General features: G+C 62.5%; 14 protein-coding genes and 1 tRNA gene. 3 read left to right on the top strand and 12 right to left on the bottom strand.

Annotated features, from left to right (window positions below):
• Nucleotides 1-60: 60 nt before the first annotated feature.
• The 10 genes from QU481_RS17345 to QU481_RS17300 form a co-directional block, all read right to left on the bottom strand.
• Nucleotides 61-843 carry a transporter substrate-binding domain-containing protein gene (locus tag QU481_RS17345; protein ID WP_289831285.1) on the bottom strand — a complete coding sequence of 261 codons (783 nt, stop codon included), beginning with the start codon at nt 841-843 and terminating at the stop codon, nt 61-63.
• Nucleotides 844-1,010: 167 nt separating this feature from the next.
• Entirely contained in the window at nt 1,011-1,916 is a 906-nt protein-coding gene (locus tag QU481_RS17340; RefSeq protein WP_289831284.1) for a dienelactone hydrolase family protein, read from the bottom strand.
• Nucleotides 1,917-2,294: 378 nt separating this feature from the next.
• Nucleotides 2,295-3,386 carry a redox-regulated ATPase YchF gene (gene ychF, locus QU481_RS17335; protein WP_289831283.1) on the bottom strand — a complete coding sequence of 364 codons (1,092 nt, stop codon included), beginning with the start codon at nt 3,384-3,386 and terminating at the stop codon, nt 2,295-2,297.
• 223 nt (nt 3,387-3,609) lie between these two features.
• Nucleotides 3,610-4,188: an aminoacyl-tRNA hydrolase gene (pth, locus tag QU481_RS17330; RefSeq protein WP_289831282.1), complete on the bottom strand. Its 579-nt coding sequence runs from the start codon at nt 4,186-4,188 to the stop codon at nt 3,610-3,612.
• Nucleotides 4,189-4,259: 71 nt separating this feature from the next.
• Complete coding sequence (locus tag QU481_RS17325) at nt 4,260-4,838, bottom strand: 50S ribosomal protein L25/general stress protein Ctc (protein ID WP_289831281.1); 579 nt, start codon at nt 4,836-4,838, stop codon at nt 4,260-4,262.
• Nucleotides 4,839-4,915: 77 nt separating this feature from the next.
• Nucleotides 4,916-5,899: a ribose-phosphate pyrophosphokinase gene (locus QU481_RS17320; protein ID WP_289831280.1), complete on the bottom strand. Its 984-nt coding sequence runs from the start codon at nt 5,897-5,899 to the stop codon at nt 4,916-4,918.
• Nucleotides 5,900-5,984: 85 nt separating this feature from the next.
• Nucleotides 5,985-6,059 (bottom strand) — tRNA-Gln (locus QU481_RS17315).
• Between the two features lie 12 nt (nt 6,060-6,071).
• Nucleotides 6,072-6,911, bottom strand: a complete 840-nt coding sequence (gene ispE / locus QU481_RS17310; protein WP_289831304.1) for a 4-(cytidine 5'-diphospho)-2-C-methyl-D-erythritol kinase — start codon at nt 6,909-6,911, stop codon at nt 6,072-6,074.
• Nucleotides 6,912-6,953: 42 nt separating this feature from the next.
• Complete coding sequence (lolB, locus tag QU481_RS17305) at nt 6,954-7,517, bottom strand: lipoprotein insertase outer membrane protein LolB (RefSeq protein ID WP_289831279.1); 564 nt, start codon at nt 7,515-7,517, stop codon at nt 6,954-6,956.
• Complete coding sequence (locus QU481_RS17300) at nt 7,514-9,331, bottom strand: tetratricopeptide repeat protein (protein WP_289831278.1); 1,818 nt, start codon at nt 9,329-9,331, stop codon at nt 7,514-7,516. The genes lolB and QU481_RS17300 overlap by 4 nt, the downstream gene beginning before the upstream one ends.
• 60 nt (nt 9,332-9,391) lie before the next feature.
• Between QU481_RS17300 and mutM the strand changes: the two genes are divergently transcribed.
• Entirely contained in the window at nt 9,392-10,210 is an 819-nt protein-coding gene (gene mutM, locus QU481_RS17295; RefSeq protein ID WP_289831277.1) for a bifunctional DNA-formamidopyrimidine glycosylase/DNA-(apurinic or apyrimidinic site) lyase, read from the top strand.
• A 43-nt stretch (nt 10,211-10,253) separates the two neighbouring features.
• On the top strand, nt 10,254-11,081 hold the full coding sequence (locus tag QU481_RS17290; RefSeq protein ID WP_289831276.1) for a lysophospholipid acyltransferase family protein: 828 nt from the start codon (nt 10,254-10,256) through the stop codon (nt 11,079-11,081).
• On the opposite strand, the gene QU481_RS17285 is transcribed toward QU481_RS17290, so the two are convergent.
• Nucleotides 11,017-11,838 carry a symmetrical bis(5'-nucleosyl)-tetraphosphatase gene (locus tag QU481_RS17285; RefSeq protein WP_289831275.1) on the bottom strand — a complete coding sequence of 274 codons (822 nt, stop codon included), beginning with the start codon at nt 11,836-11,838 and terminating at the stop codon, nt 11,017-11,019. The two genes, QU481_RS17290 and QU481_RS17285, sit on opposite strands and share 65 nt — an antisense overlap.
• A 120-nt stretch (nt 11,839-11,958) precedes the next feature.
• Between QU481_RS17285 and QU481_RS17280 the strand changes: the two genes are divergently transcribed.
• Nucleotides 11,959-13,968, top strand: coding sequence for a UvrD-helicase domain-containing protein (locus QU481_RS17280; RefSeq protein ID WP_289831274.1), 2,010 nt, complete (start codon nt 11,959-11,961; stop codon nt 13,966-13,968).
• A 79-nt stretch (nt 13,969-14,047) separates the two neighbouring features.
• Here the strand turns inward: QU481_RS17280 and QU481_RS17275 are convergent.
• Nucleotides 14,048-14,615: transposase (locus QU481_RS17275; protein WP_289831273.1), on the bottom strand; the 568-nt coding region annotated here is incomplete at its 5' end.

Here is a 14,615-nt window from a genome sequence, read left to right as displayed (position 1 = left end):
ACGCCCCCGCGTAGAGCGGGGGCGCAAGGCAATGGCGGTTATTTTAGCGCGAAACGATGCTTATTTCTTCGCCACCGGCGCCTTGGAGACATCGATACCGAACCACTTCACCGAGATCTTCTTGAAGGTACCGTCAGCCTTCATGCCGTTCAGGGCACCGTCGATCGCGCTCTTGAACTGTGGGTTGCCCTTGGCAAACGGAATCGCCATCGTCACCGTCTCGCCGACTGGTGCGCCGGCCTTAACCGGCAGCTTCGATTCTTTGATCGCGAACGGGATCAGCAGACTGTCATTCAGCGCCGCGTCGATGCGGCCGGAGGACAGATCCTGCAGGTACTCCGGTGCGCCCGGGTAGGTCTTCACCTCGATCCCGGCGACCTTCTTGGCCATATCGGCGTAGTTACTGCCCTGGCCGACGCCAAGCTTCTTGCCCTTCAGATCGTCCAGGCTCTTGAAGCTGCGCGTCTCGCTCTTGCGTACGATCAGCTGCGGGCTGGAAATGGTATATGGCACCGAGAAATCGAACACCTGTTGGCGCTGCGGTGTAATCGACACCTGGTTGACCACCACATCGAACTTGCCGGCCTGCAGGCCAGCCAACAGGCCGCTCCATTCGGCGGTAGTGAATTCCGGCTTCACCTTCAGACGCTTGGCCACTTCGGTGATCACGTCAACGTCGAAGCCGGTCAGCTGCTGCTTGCTGTCCTTGAAGTTGAACGGGGGATAGGTCCCTTCCAGGCCGATCTTCAGCGTGCCACGCTGGTGCACGGTGTCGATCAGGTCGGCGGCAAATGCCGACGAGGCAGTGGCCAGCATGGCCAGCGAAACAAGCAGCTTTTTCATCTACATATGACCTTTAGTTATTAATATTAATAACAACATAACAACTAGGAATTTACCAACTTTGCCTCTATTTGGCCAGTTGGCAATGCCTATCGCTGACATTCTATGTTGCTATCGGCCAGGCTGCAGCTACGCCCCACTCCTCAAGCCATACCACCAACCACAAGCTAGTCCGAGCTCCCCATAGGCGTCGTGACAGGCAAGGCAGCGGTCCGGGTCTCCGCCCCCCCCTTCCCAACCGATTGCGCTACCACCTCGCCATTACCGGCGGCGGCATAATGCGCCTCCGGCAGGAATCCGGTCGGCAGATAGCGCGCGTACATGGTCCGGTTCGGCATCCCGAGCTTCGCCAGGAAAGCATCGACCTTCGGCGCCCACAACGACAAGCCCTCCGGATGCGCCATCATATTGTGCGAGTCATTCAGGAAGTTGCCGACTGCCACCAACTCGGCCTTGCCACCCGAGGCGGTATAGCGCTCGAGCATGCCGCGCCAAGTGGAGGTGGAGAAGATGCTGTCGTTGTCGCCGTAGAACCAGAGTGACGGTACGTGGGTAGCCGCACCGTAATGGCCGGCGGCATCAGCCAGATGCGAGCTCCACCATGGGCATTGCGGCTCGTTGAGCCCGCCCGAGAAGTTGACCAGCCCACGCACGCCTGGATAGTTGAGCGTACCGACCGCCAGCGTGTTCCAGCCGCCAAAGCTTTGGCCGGCGACGATGATCCGCTGACCATCGATGTCGGGCTGCTTCGCCATATAGCTGATCACCGCACGGATGTCGGCAGCTTGCTGCCGGCCATCCGCCTCGATGTCGCAGTCGTGCAGCTCGAAGCGCCCGCCCGAGCCCGCGAAGCCCCGCAGCATCGGCAGCACCACCGCGTAGCCCCGCGACAGGAAATAGCGCGTCGCGTAGCGGGCGCGATAGCGCGGCTGTTGCTCGGGATGGCCAGCGTCCTTGCCATGGTTCATCACCACGAGCGGAAACGGGCCAGGGCCGCTCGGCTTGAACAGCGTGGCCTGCAGCATGACCGGATGAGTAGTCCCCACCGGCACCTGGACCACCTGTTCATTCAACGACGCATCCAAAAGCTCGTCGGCGCGGCAAAAGGCACTGGCCAGCAGCAAAAGCCCCAACGAACCAAATAATAACGTCAGCAACGATATTCTTTGGAAAATCAAAACCATATCTGAGATCCGCAGCTATCCGACGCACACAAGTCGCGACTCTAAAGTAAAAATCTGCGTTGTCAAATACCTTTCCGGCGAACGGTGCGATTTATGTCATCTGGCTTAATTTCTCTCCTCTATCCCACCCTTACCCCACCCCATACCCCCTCTTTCACCTACCCTGAAGCATGCCGGCTGGTGCGCCGTTCCTGCCGTTTTGACAAGCCGGTACAACCATGAAAAAAGCCCGGCATCCACCGGGCTTTTCTATTGCAGCGCAACAACTCAGACGTTGAACAGGAAGTTCATCACGTCACCATCCTGCACTACGTACTCTTTGCCTTCCGAGCGCATCTTGCCGGCTTCCTTGGCCTTGCTTTCGCCGCCACAGGCAATGAAATCAGCATAAGAAATCGTCTGCGCGCGGATGAAACCACGTTCGAAGTCGGTGTGGATCACGCCGGCCGCCTGCGGAGCGGTATCGCCCTTGTGGATGGTCCAGGCACGCACTTCCTTCACACCGGCGGTGAAGTAGGTCTGCAGGCCCAGCAGATCGTAGCCGGCACGGATCAGGCGATTCAGGCCCGGCTCTTCCAAGCCCATCTCGGCCAGGAACTCGGCCTTGTCGGCGTCGTCGAGCTCGACGATCTCCGATTCGATCGCCGCGCACAGCGCCACCACCGGCGCGCCTTCCTTGTCGCCCAGCGCCTTGAGCTTGTCGAGGTGTGCGTTGTTCTCGAAACCGTCCTCGGCCACGTTGGCGACGTACATCGCCGGCTTGATCGTCAGGAGGCAGAACGGCTTGAGCAGCGCGATCTCTTCCGCATCGAGGCCGAGCGAACGGGCCGGATGGCCCTGGTCGAGGTGCGCGCGCACCTTCTCCAGCACGCCGACCAGGCGGATCGCTTCCTTGTCGCCGGACTTGGCCTTCTTGCCGTCGCGCTGGATGGCTTTTTCGACGGTGGCGAGGTCGGCCAGCGCCAGTTCGGTACCAATGGTCTCGATGTCTGCGATCGGGTCGACGCGGCCGGCCACGTGTACCACGTTATCGTCGTCGAAGCAGCGCACCACGTTCACAATGGCGTCGGTCTCGCGGATGTTGGCAAGGAACTGGTTGCCGAGGCCCTCGCCCTTGGAGGCGCCTGCCACCAGGCCGGCAATGTCGACGAACTCGACGATGGCCGGCTGGATCTTCTGCGGGTTAACGATCTTCGACAGCGCGTCGAGACGCGTATCCGGCACCTCGACGATGCCGACGTTCGGCTCGATGGTGCAGAACGGGTAGTTGGCGGCTTCGATGCCGGCCTTGGTCAAGGCGTTGAACAGGGTCGACTTGCCGACGTTCGGCAGACCAACGATGCCACACTTGAGGCTCATGAGGTGTCCTTCTGAAACGGGTCCACGCTGCCGGTCACCGCGCTTCGGCCAAGCTTGGCCGGCCGCGCACCCGCAGACGGAAATTCACAAAAAAACAATTATATCAGTTTGCGCGCCCAAGCCCCTCGCCATTGCCGGACGGCACCCCGCGAGGTTGCGATGCCACAAACCGGGCAAGTCCAGCCTTACCGAGACAATCGGGTTGAAAATGCTATCGGGCGGCTCAGCGCGCAGTGTGCAGCATCTTCATCGCCGCTGCAAAATCGCCGGAGAGCACCGTCGGCAGCGTGTCGAGGGCGCGCAGGATTGCGCCGTCGATCTGTTCCTGCTCTTCGCTGCGCGGCTTCTTCAGCACGAAGTTGACCACCTCATTGCGCTCGCCCGGATGCCCGATGCCGAGGCGCAGCCGCCAGAAGTTCGGCGAGCCAAGCTTGGCGATAATGTCCTTCAGGCCGTTGTGACCACCGTGACCGCCTCCTTGCTTGTAGCGTGCCACGCCCGGGTCGAGGTCGAGCTCGTCGTGCACCACCAGAATCTCATCCGGCAGGATCTTGTAGAAGCGCGCCAACGCCACCACCGCCTGGCCGGACAGGTTCATATAGGTCATCGGCTTCACCAGCCACACTTCGCCGGCTGGGGTGTTGGCGCGTGCCACCTCGCCGAAGAACTTGCTCTCGGACTTGAACGTGGCCTTCAGTTGCCAGGCCAGCTCGTCGAGCAGCCAGAAGCCGGCATTGTGTCGGGTGCGCGCATACTCCGGCCCCGGGTTGCCCAGGCCGGCGATCAGTCGAATTCCACTCATCTCGTTCGCTCAATGAAAAAGCCCGCTGTGGCCGAGGCACACAACGGGCTGAGGTCTTGCCAGAGGCAGACTTATTCGGCTTTGACTTTGCCCGAAGCCGAAGCGATGGCCAGGTCTTCGTTGCGCAGCAGCGAAACGCTTTCCACGCCTTCCGGCAGTTTCAGGTCGGACAGGTGAACGATCTGGCCGCCGATGGTAGCGGACAGGTCCACTTCGATGAAGTTCGGCAGGTTGCCCGGCAGAGCGCGGACTTCCACTTCGTTCAGGATGTACGACAGACGGCCGCCGTGCAGCTTCACAGCCGGCGATACGTCAGCGTTCACGTAGTGCAGCGGTACACGAACGTGAACTTTTTCGCTCATGTTCACGCGCTGGAAGTCAACGTGCATCACTTGCTGCTTGTACGGGTGCATCTGGAAGTCACGCACCAGTACTGGCTCTTTCGCGCCGTCAACGATCAGCTCGATCACGCTGGTGTGGAAAGCTTCGTCTTTCAGTGCGTAGAACACGGTGTTGTGGTCAACGGTCACTGCTTCCGGAGCCTTGTCGCCACCGTAGATAACAGCCGGGGTTTGGCCAGCGTGACGCAGGCGGCGGCTCGCACCAGTGCCCTGTTCAACACGCTTGGCAGCAATCAGTTCCAATGCCATGGTAAAACTCCTTTGCGGGCGGACAATGCCGCCCCGATTAAAAATCACCGCTCCGCCGCGACCAGCGCGAGCGATGTTTACGGCAGGCAGGCGCCTGTCGAAACCAGTTCCTCGTTGAAGAGGTAGGACACCGATTCTTCGTTGTTGATCCGGCGCAGCGTCTCGGCCATCAGGCCGGCGATCGATACGGGACGGATGCGCGAGCAGGCGCGTGCCTGGGCGGACAACGGGATGGTATCGGTCACCACCACTTGGTCGATGTCGGAATTCTGAATGCGGTCGACCGCCTGGCCCGAGAACACCGCGTGGGTCGCATAGGCGACCACTTTGACCGCACCACGCTCTTTCAGCGCCGAAGCAGCCTTGCACAGGGTGTTGGCAGTGTCGATCATGTCGTCGATGATCAGGCAGGTACGGCCCGATACGTCGCCGATGATGTTCATCACTTCGGCCACGTTAGCCTTCGGACGACGCTTGTCGATAATCGCCAGATCGGCGTTCAGCGCCTTGGCGGTGGCACGGGCACGCACCACGCCGCCGATATCCGGGCTGACCACCAGCAGGTCTTCGAAACGCTGGGCAACGATGTCCTTCAGCAGCACCGGGGTGGCGTAGACGTTGTCGACCGGGATGTCGAAGAAGCCCTGGATCTGGTCGGCATGCAGGTCGACGGTCAGCACGCGGTCGATGCCGGCGGTAGCCAGCATGTTGGCGACCAGCTTGGCCGAGATCGGCACACGGGCCGAGCGCGGACGACGGTCCTGACGGGCGTAGCCGAAGTACGGAATCGCTGCGGTGATCCGGCCGGCCGAAGCACGCTTGAGCGCGTCGGCCATGGTCAGGATTTCCATCAGGTTGTCGTTGGTCGGGTTACAGGTCGACTGCAGGATGAACACGTCGCGACCGCGGACGTTTTCCAGCAGCTCCACTGCCACCTCTCCGTCGGAGAAGCGGCCTACATCGGCGCGCCCCAGCGAGATGTCGAGGTGCTTGACCACATTGTGTGCGAGTTCCGGATTAGCCGTTCCGGTAAAGACCATCAAACTGTCGTATGCCGCCATGATACTTTTGCCTGTCGATGAACGAAGAAAAAGCGTGTAAGGATTAACTTACACGCTTTTATTCACTTCATATATGTGAAGTTCTTGGCTGGGGAGGTAGGGATCGAACCTACGAATGCCGGAATCAAAATCCGGTGCCTTACCACTTGGCGACTCCCCAGTAAACAGATTGTCAGCCTTTGTCGAACATCGGGTGCTTACTCAACCCTCTTGCGACGAACCCGCGCCACTTTGTCGACAACTGCTCAAAAACTTTATTTGCCTGGTCTTGCGTATCGCACTCCAGAAATATGCAACTTCCGGATCCAGTCATCAGTGCCGGACCGTATGCACTCAATTCATTCAGAGCCTGATCCACCACCGGGTAATTCTTCCGAACCACGCTCTGCATGTCGTTGCGACGTTGCTGCGTTGTTTCGAGGGTTCGCATTATGGAGGGGGCCGAATTCCTTGTCAACAGGGGAGATGAAAAAATTTGTGCAGTCGGAATATGCACGCCCGGATGCAGTACCACGTACCAGTTGTCCGGCAGATCGAGCGGTGTCAGCTCCTCGCCAACGCCGGTGGCGAAGGCGTTGCGGCCGAACACGAACACCGGCACGTCGGCCCCGAGCTTGAGCCCCAGCGCCATCAGGCCCTCGCGGCTGAGCCCCGCGTTCCATAGCCAGTTCAGCGCGACCAGCACGGTGGCGGCGTCGGAGCTGCCGCCGCCGAGCCCGCCGCCCATCGGAATGCGCTTGGTGAGGCGAATGCTGGCCCCCTGCCGGGTTCCGCATGCCTGCTGCAGCAGCCGGGCGGCGCGCACGGTCAGGTCGGTGTCGGGATCGACGCCCGGAATCGGCGTCAACAGTTCGATCACGCCGTCGTCGCGACTCGCCAGCTCGACGGTGTCTTCGAGGTCGATGAAGCGGAACACGGTCTCGAGCAGGTGGTAGCCATCGGGACGCCGGCCAGTGATCTTCAACGTCAGGTTGAGCTTGGCCGGGGCGGGATACGCGTGAAACTGACTCATGGCTATCTGAAATAAACGGGTTAAAGGTTGACCAAGCACGCCTCAAGGCTGCTGCCAGGCGTGCGTGACCAGCTTGATCGACAGCCGGTCGCGGACCAGCTCGACCCGTTTTGGCACGCGGCTTACCGTGTCGCCCTCGTCGCGAAAGAACCGGATGGTCCAGCCCTGTTGCTGCAGCGCGCCGTCAGCGAGCCGCTCGCTCGGCGCGTTGGGCGCCGGTACGCCACGGATCCACCACACCAGATTATCGAGTGGCAGCGTCCAGCCCAGCGTCTCGTTGGTCAGCTCCTCGACGTTGGCCGAGCGGGTCTCTTTGCCGTCGGCCTCCAAGAGCACGCCATCGGCGTCGCGGGTCAGGCGGGCGACAGTACTGCCGACGGGAGTCGTGATCGACACCACGTCGCGAGTCGGCGCATGCTGCCAGTCGAAGTTACCGTAACTCCCCTTGTCATCGACCTTCACCGCCAGTCGGCCTGAGACACTGAATGGCGTATCGATCGCCTGCCCCGGCAGATTGACCGGCTGGAACGGTTGCTGGGTGGCACAGGCCGTCACCAGCAACGTCGCCGCCAGCAGGACGGCTCGCACGAATAGGCGAGCGCTCATTCGCCCCCCAGTCGGTGCATGGTCTCGTTCAGCACCTGATGCTGCGGATCGATCGCCTTGCCCTTGGCCCAGACCTCACGGGCCTCCGCGACGTGCCCCCGTTTAAACAGCACTTCACCAAGGTGAGCCGCTACTTCCGGATCGGGAAGCAAGGCGAACGCACGTTGCAGATAACTTTGCGCCGACTCAAGGTGACCGAGTTTGTACTGCACCCAGCCCATGCTGTCGAGGATGGTCGGATTGTCCGGTTCCTGCTTCAGCGCTCGAGCGATGTAGCTGTGCGCTTCCTTGTAGCGGGTCGTGTGAATGGCGAGCGTATAGCCGAGCGCATTGAGTCCCTGCGGATCGTTCGGCTTCTCGTGAAGATAGGCCCTCAGATCGCGCTCGGTCGCACTGAAGTTGCCGAGTTGCTCGGAGACCATCGAGCGCTGGTAGAGCAGTTCCGGCGCCTTCGGCGAGGCGACGAGCGCGTTGCTGAGCAATTGGTAGGCGCGCTGCGGCTGCTTCACCTCGATGGCGATCTGCGCACCGATGATCGCCAGCTGATTGCGTTCCTGCTCGGTATGGCCAATACCGGCGAGCCGGTTCAGCCCCTGATCGAGCCGTCCCTCCTTGGCGTCGAGTTCAGCCAGGCGCGCCTGGGCAGCCAAGTACTGTGGCCCGTGGCCGACCTTCTGGAACCACTCTCTCGCCTCGGCCACGCGATCACGTTCCTCAGCCAGCTGGCCGAGCGTGTAACGCAAAAAGTCAGCGTCCGGATAATGCTCGTCGAGCGCGCCCTTCAGGGAGCGCTCAGCGTTCGGGAAATCATTGAGCTGGTAGGACAACAGGCCAACGGCAAACAGCAGGTCCGGATTCTTTGGGTCGTTCTTCAGCAGCGCTTGGAACGCCACCAATGCTTCGTCGAAGCGCCTGGCGCTAACCAAGAGGCGCGGATAAGCCAGTTTCAGCTCGAAGCTGGCGTCAGGGCGCCGATCGAGCTCACGCTTGAGAAAGGCGATCGCCGCATTCTGGTCGCTACGGCGCAGGCGGTCGGTCTCCCAGGCCACCGGCAGGTCCCACTTCGGCGCCAGCACCGCCAACTTGTCGAATTCGGCATCGATGGTAGCCTGATCATTGGCTTCGCTGGCCACCGCTATCAGTGCGAAATGCGCCTCAGGCAGTTTCGGATAACGCGCTGCCAGTTCCTTGACCAGTTCAACCCCGCCCTGCTTGTCGCCCTGGCGCAAGGTGAGCCGCGCCAACTGGATGAAGATCGCCCCGGCACGCTGCGGTTCGCGTTGCAGCAGATCGTCGATCAACGGCCGGCTTTCGGCCAGCTTGCCGGTGCGCAGCAGCACGATGAACAGCTGCTCCCGCGCAAGAGCAGAACTCGGATCGAGTTCGACCCACAGCTTCAGCGCGTCGGTCGCAATCTTCAGTTGGCCGGACACCATCGCGAACTCTGCGGCACGCTGAGCCATGCGCGGGTCCCGGGTCTGGCGTGCCAGCTCCAGATAGGTCAGCGCAGAGCTGGCCGGCACGCCACGCTGCGCGGCGATCTCGCTGGCGACCACGCCGTAGAGCAACTGGTCGGTCAACTCCACCTTCGGCAGCTTGGCCTCGGCTTCCGCCTTAGCCTTCGCGTCGGCCGCTTCGCGGGCGGCTTCCTCGGTACTCGCAGTCGGCTTGCCCGAAGTGGCAGGACTGAATTGGGCGCAGGCCGCCAGCAGGCAGACCAGTAAGAGTGGAAGCGTGCGGGAAAGTGTCGTCCGGGAAAGAGTCATCGTGATCCAGTGCGGTTCAGCGGTTCGCGCCAGCAGGTAGAATACCATGTCCACTGCCCGCCGCCTGAGTCTGGGCGGGCTTTTTCACGGGATTTAGAGGAGTTTGTCATGCCGGAGCTGCCGGAAGTCGAAACCACCCGCCGAGGCGTTGCGCCGGGGCTGATCGGCACCACGATTGAAAGCGTCACGGTCCGCAATCCGCGGCTGCGCTGGCCGCTGCCGCCTGACCTGGCCGAACGACTCGCCGGCCAGCGTGTACTGGCGGTGACCCGACGTGCCAAGTATCTGCTACTACAGTTTGCCGACGGCACGCTGATCGTCCATCTGGGCATGTCCGGCAGCCTGCGCTTCGTGCCAATCGGCACGCCACCGGAAAAGCACGATCATGTCGACTGGCAGCTGTCGAACGGTCAGCTGTTGCGTTACCGCGACCCCCGCCGCTTCGGCGCGGTACTGTGGCACATCGGCCCGATCGAGCAACACCCGCTGTTGGCCAGTCTGGGACCCGAACCGCTATCCGACGCGTTCGACGGCGAGCACCTGTTCCGCTCGCTCGACGGACGCAGCGTGGCGATCAAGCAGGCAATCATGGACAACCATCTGGTCGTCGGCGTCGGCAACATCTACGCCAACGAGGCGCTGTTCCACGCCGGCATCAATCCGACCCGTGCCGCCGGCCGGCTCAGCCGCACAGACTGCCAACACTTGGCCGAGGCGATCAAGATGGTGCTGGCGCGCGCAATCGAGGCCGGCGGCAGCACGCTGCGCGACTTTGTCGGCGCCGGCGGTGAGCCGGGCTATTTCCAGCAGACGTACTACGTGTACGGCCGCCAGGAAGAACCCTGTCGTCACTGCGGTACGCCGATCCGCCAATTACGCCAAGGCCAGCGCAGCAGTTACTATTGCCCGCTATGCCAGCCGTGCTAGAGTGGCTGCCTGTTTTTTCACCGATTGCTGACTGAAGCCACGCATGCCCGGCCGTCCCACCACCTCGTTTCCCACCCGCCTTGGCCGGAGCGCCCGGCTGCTCAGCCACTTGTTCCTCGGGCTCTACGTGCTGGCGTTCCGCTACCCGAGGTTGAGCCACGCCGCCCGTGCGGCGATCAACCAGCGCTGGTCCGCACAGCTGATCCGCATCCTGGGTATGAAAGTCCGCGTGCTCGGCAAGGCGCCGGGACTCCTGGCGCACAACACGCTGTTGGTCGCCAACCATGTGTCCTGGCTGGACATCTTCGCGCTCAACAGCGTCACCGTGTCGCACTTCGTCGCCAAGCGCGAACTGCGGCGCTGGCCGGTGATCGGCTGGATGATCAAGAATGCCGGCACGGTATTCATCGACCGCACCAGCCGCCGCGACGCCAGCCGGGTCAACGAACAGCTGGCGCACTCGCTGAGCCAGGGCAGCTGCATGGCGGTGTTCCCCGAAGGCACCACCACGGACGGCACCGATCTCTTGCCGTTCAAGGCCTCGCTGTTCGAGTCGGCGCGTATGGCGGGAAGTCACGTACAACCGGTGGCGTTGCGCTACCTTGACGAGCACGGACGGCTGACCACCCTACCCGCCTATATCGACAAGATCAGCCTCGTACGCTCGCTCGGCCGCATCCTGTCGATGCCGTCCGGCACCGTCGAGCTGGTATTCGGCCAAACATTACAGGCGCACGCCGAGGAGGAATGCAGCCGCTTCCAGCTGGCCGAAGCCGCCCGCGCCGAAGTAGCAAGCGGCCTCGGCCTCACACCACCAGCGCCCGCTCAGCCACGCAAGCCAACGAGAACACCTGACGATCTTCCAGCCTGAGCGCGGTCAGGCTGCCGCCCCATAGGCAGCCGGTGTCGATCGCCAGTATCTCGTCGGTCAGATAGAGACCCAATGCCGACCAGTGCCCGCAGATGATCGGCAACGCGGTACTGCGCCGGTTCGGAACGTCGAACCACGGGGTCAGAGATGCCGGCGCCTTGTCGAGCTCTCCCTTGAACGTCAGATCCAGCTCGCCGTCGCGGTTGATGAAGCGCATCCGCGTCATCGCGTTCACCACCAGCCGCAGCCGGTCCATGCCGCGCAGCTCGTCGCTCCAGCGCGCCGGCTTGTTGCCGTAGAGCTGCGCCATAAAGCGCCGAAAGCCCGGACCGGCCAACTCGCCTTCCACCTCTTCGGCCAGGCGCAACGCCTTACCGATCGTCCAATCCGGCATCAGGCCGGCATGCACCATCGCGAACTCCTGGTCGGCCACCATCAAGGGCTGGCAGCGCAGCCAGTCCAGCAGCAGCTTGCCGTCGGACGCATCGAGCACCGCCGACAACGTGTCGTCGCTCTTGACCCGCCCGAAGCCCTCCGACACCGCCAGGAGGTGCAGATCATGGTTGCCGAGCACCGTCTGCACGCAGTCGTCGTGGCGCATCACCCAGCGCAGCACCTCGAGAGAAGCGGGGCCACGGTTGACCAGATCGCCGGTCAGCCACAGCGTGTCGCGGCCCGGGTTGAACTCGATGTGCCGTAGCAATTGCTGGAACGGTTCGAAGCAGCCCTGAATGTCGCCAATCGCGTAACTTGCCATGGATGACTATCCTTATCTTTGAGTCGGCGACCGCCCCGATGCGTCGCCCTAAGTCGAATGATACCCCAAGCCTGCGTGCTACAATGCGCGGCCTCCATGACAGTTGATCCCCTTCTTCCGATGAGCGCTCCCGACCTCAATCCCCCGCAACGATCAGCCATCCAGTACCTGGACGGGCCGCTGCTGGTATTGGCCGGGGCCGGCAGCGGCAAGACCCGGGTGATTACCTTCAAGATCGCACATCTGGTGCGCCACGCCGGCATCTCTGCGCGCAACATCGCCGCGATCACCTTCACCAACAAGGCCGCGCGCGAAATGATGGAGCGGGTCGGCAAGATCCTGTCGCCGGCCGAGGCCAAGGGCCTGACGGTATCGACCTTCCACTCGCTGGGCATGCGCATCCTGCGCGAGGAGGCGCCGCACCTAGGCTACAAGCCGCAGTTCTCCATCCTCGACGCCTACGACGCCGGCAAGATCATCGCCGACGTCCTCAACACCACCAGCAAGGACGAGATCCGCAAGGTGCAGAGCCAGATCTCGCTGTGGAAAAACGACTTCCAGTCGGCCGAGCAGCGCGTCACATTGGCCGAAACCGAGTGGGACCGGGTGTGTGCGCAGGTCTACCTGAGCTACCAGGCCACGCTGACCGCCTATCAGGCGGTCGACTTCGACGACCTGATCCGCCTGCCGATCGAGCTGTTCCGCAAGCATCCCGAGGTGCTGGAGAAGTGGCAGAACCGGCTGCGCTACCTGCTGCTCGACGAATACCAGGACACCAACACCTGCCAGTACCAGATGGTGAAGCTGCTCACCGGGGTGCGCGGCATGTTCACCGCGGTCGGCGACGACGACCAGTCGATCTACGCCTGGCGCGGTGCCAACATGGAGAACCTGCGCCTGTTGCAGCAGGACTTCCCCAAGCTGAAGATCATCAAACTGGAGCAGAACTACCGCTCCACCGCGCGCATCCTGCGCGCCGCCAACTCGGTGATCGCCAACAATCCCAAGCTGTTCGAGAAACAGCTGTGGAGCGAGCTGGGCCTGGGCGAGCCGATCCACGTGGTGCAGTGCAAGGACGAGGATCACGAGGCCGAGACGGTAATCAGCCGGCTGCTCGCGCACAAGTTCGAGAACCGCACCCGCTTTGCCGACTACGCCATCCTGTACCGCGGCAACTACCAGGCGCGCATCTTCGAACAGGCGCTCAGAAACCAGCGCATCCCCTATCAGATGGCCGGCGGCCAGAGCTTCTTCGACCGCACCGAGATCAAGGACGTGCTGTCCTACCTGCGCCTGGTCGCCAACCCCAACGACGACCCGGCCTTCATCCGCGCGCTGACCACGCCGAAGCGCGGCGTCGGCAACGTCACGCTGGAAAAGCTCGGTGCCTACGCCGGCGAACGCCACAAGGCGCTGTTCCTCGCCGCGCAGGAGGAAGGCTTCCGCAGCCAGGTACAGCCGGCGCAGCTCGCCCCGCTCGAGGAATTCTGCCGCTTCATCAACACCCTCACCTACCGTGCCAGCCGCGAGCCGGCCGGCGAGCTGGTACAGGAGATGCTCAAGGCGATCGGCTACGAGGCCTGGCTGTACGACAGCGAGGAACCGCGCCCGGCCGAGATGAAGTGGAAGAACGTGCAGGAGCTGGTCGCCTGGCTCGGCAAGAAGGGCGAGGCCGACGGCAAGAACGTGATCGAGCTGGTGCAGACCATCGCGCTGATCACCATGCTGGAAGGCCGCGACGAGGGCGAGGTCGACGCGGTGCACATGTCGACGCTGCACGCGAGCAAAGGCCTGGAATACCCGTACGTGTTCCTGGTCGGCTGCGAGGAGGGCATCCTGCCGCACAGCGAATCGGTCGACAACGGCATGGTCGAGGAGGAGCGCCGACTGATGTACGTCGGCATCACCCGTGCCCAGCGCATGCTGACGCTGACCCACTGCGTGAAGCGCAAGCGTGCCGGCGAATGGCAATTCGTCGAGCCGTCGCGCTTCATCGCCGAGATCGACAAGTCCGACCTGCGCTACTTCGGCAAGCCCGGCACCGAGCCCATGGTCAGCCGCAGCGAGGGCAAGGCGCGGCTCGCCAGTCTGTCGGCGCTGCTGGCCGACAAGAACAAGCCGGCGGAATAAGCACTGTCGATTCTGCCAAGCAGTCTGTTACCGTTGGCCGAATCCAATAAAAAACGCACTGTCTAGACAGTAATGCCGTTCACTTAGCGGATCGAACCTGTTTGATTGGGTAACGGGACGGCAGCTTTTTCACCACGCGGGGGCATTCACGCCCCCGCCGTTGTTTCGGTAGCAACAACTCCCCGAGGCGTTCCCGCAGACGCAGCAAGCGCGCCGGCAAGGTGCCGGGGCTGCTGATCGCCAGCCAGCTCCACTCATAGCGCAAATAATGCAGCGCTGTCGTAAAGCTAAGATCGGTCGGCGCAACCCCCACTTCCCGCGCGATCTCAGCCATCTCCAGTCGGACCAGGTTGTAGGCCAAGAGCGTCCCCCAAACTTCCTGTCGGACGGTCTCTGGAGTGCCACTGCGTAACGTCAATTCGTCCCCCAACATGTCCTGCTTCAGCTCGCGGTAGCTGGTCTCGATCTGCCAGCGTTCCTGGTATTGCGCCGCGATCTCCTTGGCCGGCCACGCCTTGGCATCCAGCAAGGAGGTCAACAAGATGCGCCGGCGCCCATGCCGAGACACCGTTTCGATGGCCCGCGCTTCCCAGTGGGATGGCAGGGCCGGAGTGTGTTCCCTTGCTTGCGGCGACACCTTCATTCGG

Source organism: Crenobacter oryzisoli (assembly GCF_030385785.1).
GTDB lineage: Bacteria > Pseudomonadota > Gammaproteobacteria > Burkholderiales > Chromobacteriaceae > Crenobacter_A > Crenobacter_A oryzisoli.
The sequence above is the reverse complement of the archived record's forward strand: the minus strand, read 5'-3'. Positions and strand labels throughout refer to the sequence as shown.